We start from the raw sequence: 12,659 nt of genomic DNA on the forward strand, positions 1-12,659 counted from the left end.
CCCCTAACCCCTCCATGTGTTTGAGTATCATTCCACTGGACTAACAACTGTTGCTGTTCCGATGAAGTTAACATCGGTAATTGAGAAATCGGCGTTTCGGGATTAGTGACAATTGCTTCTAGCAGTGTCACCAAATGACCTGTCATTCGCTCAATGGTGCTGCCATCAAATAAGTCGGTGTTGTACTCCCACATCCCCACCAATCCAGTTGGGGTACTCTGCATTGATAAAGTTAAATCAAATTTGGCGATCGCACTTTCGAGATCGATCGGACTTAGGGTTAACTCACCCAGTTCTAACTCAGGCAGAGGTGCATTCTGGAGGATAAACATCACCTGGAACAGAGGGGTATGGCCTAGATCCCGTTCCGGTTGCAAAGCCTCCACCAACATCTCAAACGGCAAATCTTGATGGGTGTATGCTGCTAAAGAAACCTCGCGCACTCGATCGAGCAGTTGAGCAAAACTGGGATTATTTGATAAATCTGTTCTGAGGACTAAAGTATTGACAAAAAAGCCAATTAACCCTTCGATTTCACTTTTGTTCCGGTTGGCAATGGGTGAACCGACGACAATATCTGTTTGTCCACTGTAGCGGTAGAGTAAAGTATCAAACGCTGCCAACAGGGTCATAAACAAAGTTACCCCTTGTTCTTGACTCAGGATTGTCAATTTTTGGGTTAATTCCGCAGACAGGGCAAATTCTTGATGAGCACCTTGATAAGTTTGCACTGCTGGTCTGGGGCGATCCGTCGGGAGTGATAATAGAGGTGGCGCATCTGCTAGTTGATTTTGCCAGTAACTTAATTGGGTTTGCAGCACTTCACCTTGCAACCATTCTCGCTGCCAGATGGCAAAGTCAGTGTATTGAATTGGCAGTGGGCTTAAAGGTGATTGTTGTTGAAGAGTATAAGCATTGTACAGTGCTGTTAGTTCTGCCACAAATACACCGATCGACCAACCATCAGAAACTATGTGGTGCATACACAAGCTCAAAATGTGTTCATCGGGAGACAACACTATTAATGTGGCTCTGAGTAAGCAATCTTTTGCGAGGTCAAATGGTGCAAGGGCTTGTTGTTGCAGTAATTCTAATAGTAGGGGCGGGTTTTGTTCAGAGATTGTCTGTTCGGTACAAAAATTATTTACTAAACCCGCCCCTACAAGTTGATTTGGGGATAAATCTTTGAAGTTAACAACCGATAATTTCCAGTTAGCTTCTCCATGAATGATTTGTGTGGGTTGCCCATCAACGGCAATGAAATTGGTGCGTAATGCTTCATGACGCTGGACAATTGCTTGAAAGCTTTGTTCTAAGGCGGCTACGTCTAAGCTTCCGACCAAACGTAATGCAGCTGGGATGTTGTATAAGGCACTATTTGGTTCCAGCTGGTCAATAAACCACAACCTAGTTTGGGCAAATGAGAGCGATCGATCGCTTTGGTTGTCTCTGGGTAAAAGTGGTGGCGAACTCAGTTGTAAATTCTGTTGCTGTAATTGTTGAATTATCGGTGCTAACTCTGCAACTGTAGGTGCTGCAAACAGACTCCGCAAAGGCAGTTCCACTTGGAAGTGGCTGCGAATCCGGGACATTAGTTGGGTGGCGAGTAGGGAATGTCCCCCTAGTTCAAAGAAGTTGTCGTGAATCCCGACTTGATTTATTTTGAGAATTTGTCCCCACAGGTGGGTGAGGATTTCTTCTATTGGGGTGCGGGGTGCTTGATATTTGTCTTGTTGAGTCTGAAAATCGGGTGCTCTTAGGGCGCGACGATCGAGTTTACCGCTGGGAGTCAGGGGGAGAACTTCGAGAATCACAAAAGCACTTGGCACCATGTACTCTGGCAACTTCGATTTCATGTATTGCCGCAATTCGCTGCTTGTCAGTGTCGCTGACGTTTCTGAGGTAATGTAAGCTACTAGGCGTTTGTCTCCGGGTGTGTCTTCGCGGACGATCGCCACCGCTGTTTTCACTTGGGGATGTTGGTTTAAAACTGCTTCTATTTCACCCAACTCAATGCGGAAACCCCGAATTTTTACTTGATTGTCAATCCGTCCTAAGTATTCGATATTACCATCTGGCAAGTAGCGGGCTAAGTCTCCAGTTTTATAGAGGCGAGAATTCGGTTCATTGTCGAAGGGATTGGCGATGAATTTTTCATTAGTTAATTCTGGTCGGTTCAGGTAGCCTCTGGCTAGGGAAACACCGCCTATGTGCAATTCTCCTGGGACTCCGATCGGTACTGGCTGGAGAGATCGATCGAGGATATAGATTTGGCTGTTGGCTATGGGGCGACCGATCGGTGGTAGTAAAGGCCAACTTCCTGCTGTTTGATTTAGGGTATAACTGGTAACTACATGACTTTCCGATGGCCCATAATGATTGTGCAAAGTACAGTTACTTAGCTGATGCAACCACTGGGTAATTGCTGGTGTCATTTGTAACTGTTCCCCAGCCGTGATGATTTCTTTCAGACATACAGTTGATTGGTTTCCCACCGCTACCTCTGCTAGCTGTTGTAAGCCGACAAAGGGGAGAAACAATCTCTCAACTGCAAGTTCAGAGAGTAAATTTAATAAAGCTACAGGTTCTTTGCGTAATTGTTCAGTAATCAACACTAATGTCCCACCACTACACCAAGTGGAGAACATTTCTTGGCAGGAAACATCAAAGCTAATCGGGGCAAATTGTAGGGTTTTTGCTCCCTGAGAAATCGTGGTATTTTGCTGCTGCCAAAGGATCAGATTCACTAGGGGTAGATGATTCATGGCTACGCCTTTGGGTTGTCCTGTGGAACCAGAGGTATAAATTACATAAGCTAGGTTTTCTGGTTGGACATCACAAATCAGATTCTCTGGACTGGATTGCGAAATCACTGTCCAGTCAGTATCCAAGCCAACTAAGTGTGTGGGTTGTGTAGGTAGAGACGTTGTATACAACGTCTCTACAAATTTGTGTTGAGTCAGCAACACAGATACAGATGAATCTGCGAGCATAAAACGCAAACGCTCACTAGGATATTCTGGATCTAAAGGAACGTAAGCTCCTCCGGCTTTGAGAATACCAAGTATTCCCACAACCATTTCGATCGATCTTTCCACACAAATCCCCACTGGCACATCTGCACCCACACCCAAAGAGCGCAAATAATGGGCTAATTGATTCGATCGATCGTTCAATTCTCGGTAAGTCAGTTGTTGATTCTCAAATACTACTGCTACTGATTGGGGTGTCTTTTCTACTTGTGCTTCAAACAATTGGTGGAGACATTTATCGATCGCGTAATCTGTTCGAGTATCATTCCACTCTACCAACAACTGCTGCTGTTCCGATCGCGTTAACATCGACAATTGAGAAATCGGCGTTTGGGGATTGGCGACAATTGATTCTAATAGTGTCACAAAATGACCTGTCATCCGCTCAATAGTGCCCCCATCAAACAAGTCGGTGTTGTACTCCCACCAGCCTACTAGTCCATCAGGGGTACTTTCCATTGCCAAACCTAAATCAAATTTGGCGATCGCATTTTCTACTTCTACTTGAGTCAACCTTAATCCATCTAGCGGGACTAAAGACACAGGTGCATTCTGAAGCGCAAACATCACCTGGAACAGAGGCGAATAGCTGAGGTTGCGTTCTGGCTGCAATGCCTCCACCAGCATCTCAAACGGCAAATCCTGATGTGCATAAGCCCCTAAAGACACCTCTCGCACTTGATTGAGTAATTTGGTGAAACTCTGATTATTTGATAGGTCTGTCCTCAACACTAAAGTATTGATAAAAAAGCCAATTAACCCTTCGATTTCGTGGTGATTCCGGTTGGCAATAGGTGAACCGACGACAATATCTGTTTGTCCACTGTAGCGGTAGAGTAAAGTATTAAATGCTGCCAACAGAGTCATAAACAAAGTTACCCCTTGTTCTTGACTTAGTTGGTTCAATTTTTGGGTTAATTCAGCAGATAGGGCAAACTGTTGATGTCCACCGACGAAGGTTTGTACTGCTGGTCTGGGTCGGTCTGTGGGAAGTGATAATAAAGCTGGTGCATCAGCTAGTTGATTTTGCCAATAACTTAATTGGGTTTGCAGAACTTCACCTTGTAGCCATTGTCGCTGCCAGATAGCGAAGTCAGCGTATTGAATTGGTAGTGGACTTAATGGAGATGGCAAACCTTGAGCATAAGCATTGTATAGTGCTGCCAATTCTGCAAGCAAAACACCGATCGACCAACCATCAGAAACTATGTGGTGCATACATAACAGCAAGATATGTTCGGTTTCAGATAGTGCGACTAATGTAGCTTGAAGCAAGCAATCATTTGCTAGGTCAAATGGTTCAATTGCTTTTTGTTGGAGTAATTCTAATAGTAGGGGCGGGTTTTGTTCAGAGATTGTCTGTTCGGTACCAAAATTATTTCCTAAACCCGCCCCTACAAGTTGATTTGGGGATAAATCTTTGAAGTTAACAACCGATAATTTCCAGTTTATTTGACTCTGAATAATTTGATTTGGTTGCCCATCAACGGTTATAAAATTGGTGCGTAATGCTTCGTGGCGCACCACAATTTCTTGAAGACTTTGTTCTAAGGCGGCTACTTCGAGACTTCCTTCTAAACGTATTGCAAAAGGTATGTTGTATAAACCACTATTGCTTTCAAATTGGTCGATAAACCACAACCTTGTCTGGGCAAATGAAAGTGGTAAATCGTTATTGTTGTCTCGTTTAACAATTGGTGGCGCACTCAATTGTAAATCTTGTTGCTGTAATTGTTGAATAATTGGGGCTAATTCGGCTATGGTGGGTGCGCCAAAAAGACTCCTTAGTGGCAGTTCTACTTGCAAGTTGCTGCGTATGCGGGAAATTAGTTGAGTTGCAAGTAATGAATGTCCTCCTAGTTCAAAGAAGTTGTCGTGAATGCCAACTTGATTTAGTTTGAGGATTTGTTTCCAAGCTTGTGCCAGAATTTCTTCTACTGGGGTGCGGGGGGCTTGATATTTGTCTGGTTGTTGGGTGTGAAAATCTGGTGCGGGAAGGGCGCGACGATCGATTTTGCCGTTTGGTGTCAAGGGGAAAGCTTCAAGAAGCACGAAAGCACTCGGCACCATGTATTCTGGAAGCTTGGATTTCAGATATTGCCGCAGTTCGTTGTTTGTGGGTGTGGTTTCGATTTCGGGTATGATGTAAGCGACTAGGCGTTTATCTCCCGGAATGTCTTCGCGTTCGCGCCAGCGTGCCGTAGGCGTAGCAATGACTACAGCGGTTTGCACTTGGGGATGCTGGTTTAAGATTGCTTCTATTTCGCCTAATTCAATACGGAAACCACGAATTTTTACTTGATTGTCAATCCGTCCCAAGTATTCGATGTTGCCATCTGGTAAATATCGGGCTAAATCCCCCGTCTTATATAATTTTGACGGTAGAGACGTTGTATACAACGTCTCTACAGCTTCGTTTTTTGAATTGTCAAAGGGATTGGGGATAAACTTTTCATTTGTTAATTCTGGTCTGTTAAGGTAGCCTTTGGCTAATCCAGCACCGCCTATATGTAATTCTCCTGGTACGCCGATGGGTACTGGCTGAAGAGATCGATCGAGAATGTATATTTGAGTATTAGCGATGGGACGACCAATAGATTCTAAACTATCTTGAACGGCAGCAAAATTGCGATCGGTTTCTACTCTAGAAATCGTTGACCAAATAGTAGTTTCTGTTGGGCCATACACATTCCACAAACACTGACTTCTTTCCAAAAGTGCCACAGCTAACTCATGACTTAACGCTTCACCACCACAAAGAATTTTTAACTGATGATTACCTTGCCACCCACTTCCCAAAAGCAATCGCCAAGTAGCTGGAGTTGCTTGCATAATTGTGACACCAGATTGCAGCAACTTTTCGGATAATTTTGTACCATCAGCACTTTGTTCGCGGGGGAGTAAAACAACTTGAGCACCAACAATTAATGGTAAGTAAAATTCTAATCCGGCAATGTCAAAACAGATAGTAGTAACTGCCAAAAGAATGTCTTTGGCATTGATGCCTACCTCCTGTTTCATTGAGTAGAGAAAGTTGGTCAGACTAGAGTGTGAGATTTGAACGCCTTTAGGTTGTCCTGTCGATCCAGATGTATAGATTACATAAGCTAAATTTTCTGGACAAACTTGACTAATAATATTGTTTTGATTTTGCTGGGCTATGATTTCCCAATCTGCATCTAAGCTGATGAGATGAAGGTCAATTTTAGGTAGTTGGGTTATCAATTTTTCCTGTGTCAAAAGTACTGACACTTGGGAATTAGACAACATAAAAGCTATACGTTCAGTGGGATATTCTGGGTCAAGGGGAACGTAAGCTCCACCTGCTTTGAGAATTCCCAAAAGTCCGACTAACATTAAGAGAGAACGTTCTACACAAATCCCGACTAGCACATCTGCACCTACACCCAAAGAGCGCAAATAATGTGCTAACTGATTTGCCCGATTATTTAATTCCCGATAAGTCAGTTGTTGATTTTCAAATACTACTGCTACTGCGTCTGGTGTTTTTTCTACTTGTTCTTCAAACAACTGATGGATGCAATTATTTGTCGGATAATTAGTTTGTGTATTATTCCATTCTATTAATAGTTGATTTTGTTCAACTGCGGTTAATATTGGTAGTTGGGAAATTGGCATTTGAGGATTAGCGACAATAGCCTCAATCAGAGTTACAAAATGACCCAACATCCGGCTGATTGCACTATCATCAAAACGATTGGCATCGTAGCTCAACCTAACTAATAATTGTTCCCCAGGCTCAACAAAAAGTGTTAAAGGATAATTAGTTTTTTCAATAACCTGAACATTAGAAAGCGAAAAATCACCTTTGTCTTCGAGGACAGAACTATCTACCAAATAATTCTCGAAGATCACAATACTGTCGAACAAAGAAGTACCTCTAGGTACATCACTAAATCCCTGAATTTCCACTAAGGAACTATAGGAAAATTGTTCTGAGTCTACAAGTTGCAGCTGTAAATCCTTCAACAAACTCAAAAGTTCGGTTTGTTCTGAGATTTGGACGCGCACAGGTAAGGTATTAATAAATAAACCTACCATTGATTCGACTCCTGCGATCGCAGGCGGACGACCTGAAACAGTCGCACCAAATACCACATCAGTTTCTTGAGAATAGCGAGACAGCAACAAAGCCCAAGTTGCCTGCGCTAAATTAGAAAGTGTTAATTGATGTTCTCGAACAAAAGTATTAGCATTTCCTGTTGTCTCACGACTTAAACGGATTTCTTGTTCTTTATAACTAGGCGATCCATTTTCCCGATTGGACAAAGGTTTATCCACCATCAAAGGAGTCGGAGCACTAAAACCTTGGAGTTTTTCTCGCCAGTATTCTTCCGCTAAGTTTCGATCTTGTTTTTGTAGCCAAGCAATATAATTTCGGTAGTTGAGTGCAGGTTGATAAGTTAAAGTTTTTCCTTGAGAGATTGCTTGGTAAAAGTTCAATAAATCTTTAAACACCAAAGATAAAGACCAACCATCAAGCAATAAATGATGATGACTCCAAACAAATTGGTAAGTATTTTCCTCACATTGAATTAGATGTAAACGCATCAATGGCGCTTGGGAAAAAGAGAAACCTTGCTGCTGTTGAGCATCAAGAAACACTTGTAATTGTTGTTGCTGTTCTTGTGTAGATAATGCTCGCCAATCGAATGTTTCGATCGCAACATTCACTTGTCGATATACTATTTGTGTCGGCTGGCTAACACGCTCCCATAAGAAAGCTGTACGGAAAACTGAATGTCTCGCTACTACTTGTTGCCAAGCTTGTTTAAACGCTGATACATCTAAGTTTCCCTGAAAAGTACAAACTACCTGCTGAAAATATACTCCTGAGTCGGGAGCATACAAACTTTCAAACAGCATCCCCTGTTGCATTGGGGATAAGGGATAAATATCCTCAATATTTTGCTTGTTAGTTTTGTTAATTTCAGGTTTCATAGATTTTCTAAAATTTGATCTAGTTCTAGTTGGCTAAGTTGTACTAAGGGGAAATCACTAGGAGTAAAACCAGCGTTTTCTGGTGATAAACAATGAGCAATTAACTCTTGCAAAGTGGAGACAAATTCTTGGGCAATTTTCTCGATCGTGCTTGAGTTATGCAGGTTACTACTGTATATCCAATCTATTTGCAACTGATCGTTGGTAATAATAGCATTGATTTCGAGTAAATTAGAGCGATGAGATTGTAAACTTTCGCTGTTTCCAGTCGATTCATTTGCTATTTGTAGTAGAGAATTTTGCTGGAACAATTGGCTAAATTGACCTAAATAATTGAAGCAAATCTCTGCTTTTGTTAGGTTTTTAATTTGGTTTTGGATGTCTCGATCGTCAGATAAATAACGCAATATTCCATAGCCAATTCCTTTTTTGGGGATCGATCGTAATTGTTCTTTGACTGATTTTAAAACCTCTCCTAAATGCTGTTTATTGCTGTCTTCGAGTTGTACACAAACCGGGAAAATTGTGGTAAACCAACCAACAGTTCGGGATAAATCTACCCCTTCAATAATATCTTCCCGTCCATGACCTTCTAAGTTGAATAACACAGAATTTGAGTTAGTCCATTTACTCAAAACTAAGACTAAAGCTGTCAATAAAACATCATTAATTTGGGTAGAGTAAGCTTTGGGGACATCTTGTAAGAGCGATCGAGTTTCGGCTTCATTTAACGATACAGATATATTGTTAGCTGAAGCAACAGTGTTTTCTCCTTGGGGATAGTCTACAGGAATACCAGAAACATTGGCGTAAGATTCGGTCAACCAATAAGATAATTCAGATTTTAAAACCTCTAATTGAGCATAATTGGTTAACTGTTGCGCCCAATTTTGGAAGGAGGTTGTTTTCGGTGGTAGTTGAATTGCTTGCCCTTCACTTAGTTGTTGGTAAGCTGTTTGCAAATCTTCTAATAAAATCCGCCAAGAAACTCCATCGACTACTAAATGGTGAATTACTATTAATAATCTTCCTTCTTGGTTTTCTCCCCCTTTGAAATAGGCGATTTGAACGAGATTTTCTGCCAGATTCAAACTCGCTTGTAAGGAGTTAGCCGTGTTTTCAATGTTAGATTTCTGCTCATTGTCTGGCTGATTTGATAAGTCAAAATAGGAGATGGCAATTTTATCATTTGGCGTAGCATGAATCTGTTCCCAACCTGATTCTGTTTGGGTAAAACGTAAGCGCAACGCATCATGATGGATCAGCAATTGCTGCCAGATTGGTTCTAAAAGTTCGGGTTGGAAGTTAGATGGTGTTGTCAGCAAAAATGCTTGATTAAAGTGTTCAGTCTCAACAAAGTTTTGCTCAAAAAACCATTGTTGAATCGGTGTTAATTCTACTTTTCCTGTAACTAATCCTTGTTCGATTTTAGTTACTTTACTAACACCTGCAACTGCGGCTAATTCAGCAATTGTCTGATTGGTAAATAGTTGTTTGACACTAAAGTCTAATCCTGCTTGTCTTGCTTTGCTAATAATTGAAATGCTCAGGATTGAATCGCCACCGAGTTCAAAGAAGTTATCGTGAATGCCGATTTCTTCTACTCCCAAAACTTGTTGCCAAATAATTGCTAGCGTTTCTTCGGTTGAAGTGCGAGGGGCAACTATATTCTGATCTATTCCTGAACGGGATTCTGGGATGGGTAGGGAATTGCGATCGATCTTCCCGTTTGGTGTTAATGGCAGCGTTTCTAAGAACACGAAGGCACTCGGCACCATATAATCTGGTAACTTGGCTTTGGTGTGCGATCGCAATTCGTTGATTGTAAGTTTCCCCTCTGTTTCGACTACGATGTAAGCCACAATCCTTTTATTCCCTGGAATATCTTCTCGCACAATGACCGCAGCGGCTTGCACTTGGGGATGCTGGCTCAAAATCGCTTCGATTTCGCCTAACTCAATGCGGAAGCCACGAACTTTTACTTGATTGTCAATCCGTCCCAGGTATTCGATGTTGCCATCAGGTAAATAGCGTGCTAAATCTCCCGTTTTATACAGTAGGGGCGGGTTTTGTCCAGAGATTGTCTGTTTGTTACCAAGGTTTTCTACTAAACCCGCCCCTACAGAATTGTCAAAGGGATTGGCAATAAACTTCTCATTAGTTAATTCTGGTCGATTCAGGTAGCCTCTGCCTAATCCCGCACCTCCAAGGTGTAATTCTCCTGGGACTCCTACTGGTACTGGTTGACAATATTCGTCGAGTATGTATACCTGGGTGTTAGAAATCGGGCGACCGATAACACATTGTCTGTAAATCTGGGGCTGGCAATTCCAGAAAGTTGAATCAATACAAGCTTCTGTAGGGCCATAGAGATTGTACAAATTCACATCTAGCTTACTCAACAAGCTCTCTTGCAAAGCCACTGGCAAGACTTCACCACCACAAAATATATCTTTGAGGGATTGACAAGTTTCGATTCCTCCTTGCTCTAAAAGCATTTGCAGCAAAGATGGCACAAATTGCACCCGATTTACCTGCTCTTGGGCAATTAATTTTAACAGGTAAGCTGGGTCAGCATGACCTCCAGGTTGAGCCAAGATCAACTGTCCGCCCACGATTAATGGAGCGTAAAATTCCCATACGGAAGCATCAAAACCAAAGGGAGTTTTTTGTAATACTTTGTCTTTTTCTGTCAAGGGGAATGTGGCTTGCATCCAGAACGTATGGTTGCAAATGTTACTGTGACAAAGCATTACCCCCTTCGGTTGACCAGTGGAACCCGATGTATAAATTACATAAGCTAGGTTTTCCGGTGCAACGTTACAGACAGGATTATCCTGACTACACTTTTGAATTAGTTGCCAGTCAGTGTCCAAACAAACAAGGCGTGCTTGATGTTGAGGTAGAGACGTTGCGTACTGTAGAGACGTTGTATACAACGTCTCTACAGTACGCAACGTCTCTACAAATTTGTGTTGAGTCAGTAACACCCCAACTTGAGAGTCTGACAACATAAAGTGCGATCGCTCAATGGGATAATCTGGGTCAAGGGGAAGGTATGCTCCACCCGCTTTGAGAATACCCAGGAGTCCGACTACCATCTCGATCGATCGTTCTACACAAATCCCCACCAGCACATCTGCACCCACACCTAATGAGCGCAAATAATGGGCTAACTGATTCGATCGATCGTTCAACTGCTGGTAAGTCAATTGTTGATTTTCAAACTTTACCGCTACTGCATCCGGGGTTTTCTCTACCTGTGCCTCAAACAACTGATGCAGACATTTATCAGTTGGATAGTCAGCTTGAGTATCATTCCACTCGATTAATAACTGATGCCGTTGGGTGTTATTAAGTAGAGGTAATTCCCGCAAATGTTGTTTTGGATCGCTGACAACTGCTTCTAGCAAGGTTTGGAAATGACTTAGCCAACGCTCAATGGTGCCTGCATTAAATAAGTCGGTATTGTAATCGCATTCAATCAATAGCTCACCCGCTATTTCTGTTACGTTTAAATGCAGATCCCGGTCTTTAAAGTTAATGGCTTGAGGATATATGCTAACTTCCAGCCCAAAAACTTCTGGCGGGGTAGTATGTGGCTCTAAATTAAAGCTGACGCTAACTAAGGGAAGACGACTGTTGTCTCTGGGTAGATTTAGTCGATCGATTATTTGGGCAAAGGGGTAATCTTGGTGTTCGTAAGCTGCCAATAAAGTCCCCCGCATTTGTTTGATATATTCTGCGAAGGTGGGATTACCTGATAACTGACTCCGAATTGGTAAGATATGGGTGCAATAGCCAACTATCCCTTCACTCTCATTCATCGATCGACCAGAAGTAGGAACCCCCACAATAATGTCGTCCTGTCCTGTTAGTCGATGAAATAACGTCGTATAAACTGATAGCAGTGTCATTAGCAGAGTGCAACCCTGTTTACGACCCAACAGTTTGAGGCTTTTGGTTACTTCAGTATCGAGCTTAATGGTTTCTCGATCGCCATTATAGGTTTTGATCGGTGGACGAATGCGATCGGTAGGTAATTCTAAGACAGGAGGTGCGCTTAATTTATCCAACCAGTATGATTCATGAGCTTTCATCTCCTGCGACTGGAGTTGCTCATTTTGCCAGTTGATAAATTCTCGAAATTGTGTAGGGCGATCGTAATCGCAAATTACCCCTTGACACTCATCTGAATACAGCTGCATTAACTCTCGGAAAATAACTCCTAATGACCAGCCATCAACTACGATGTGATGGGCGCTCAAAACTAATACATGGAGTTCTGGTTCTAATTTAAGGAGATACAGACGTATCAGCGGAACCTTAGAGAGGTCGAAGAGTTTTTGGCTTTCTTGGCGAAAGAATGCAGCTATTTGCTCATCGCGTGCAACATCTCCTCCAGTGAAGTCCAACACCGGACAATCGATTTCAATAGAAGGTAGAATTTCTTGCACATCCCCCTCTGGGCTGAATTGTGTCCGTAAAGCCTCGTGACGATCGACTACTTTCTGGATCGCTTTGCCCATTGCCCGCACATTCAAAGCACCTCGCAATAGCACCGTTGAATGTTCATTATAGGCAACTGAACTATCTTCGCCCATCTGGGCTAATGTCCAGAGTTGCTTTTGGGCTTCAGTTAGGGGAATCAGAAGGGGTTGGGGG

Annotated in this window: 2 protein-coding genes; both read right to left on the reverse strand. The window is 42.5% G+C overall.

Annotated elements, in window-relative coordinates:
• A partial coding sequence (locus IQ264_RS27860; protein WP_193985081.1) for a non-ribosomal peptide synthetase occupies positions 1 to 7,994 on the reverse strand: 7,994 nt, incomplete at its 3' end.
• The coding region (locus IQ264_RS27865; RefSeq protein ID WP_193985083.1) for a non-ribosomal peptide synthetase at positions 7,991 to 12,659 on the reverse strand (4,669 nt) is incomplete at its 5' end. The genes IQ264_RS27860 and IQ264_RS27865, both read right to left, overlap by 4 nt.

The sequence above is a fragment of the [Phormidium] sp. LEGE 05292 genome, assembly GCF_015207735.1.
GTDB lineage: Bacteria > Cyanobacteriota > Cyanobacteriia > Cyanobacteriales > Aerosakkonemataceae > Floridanema.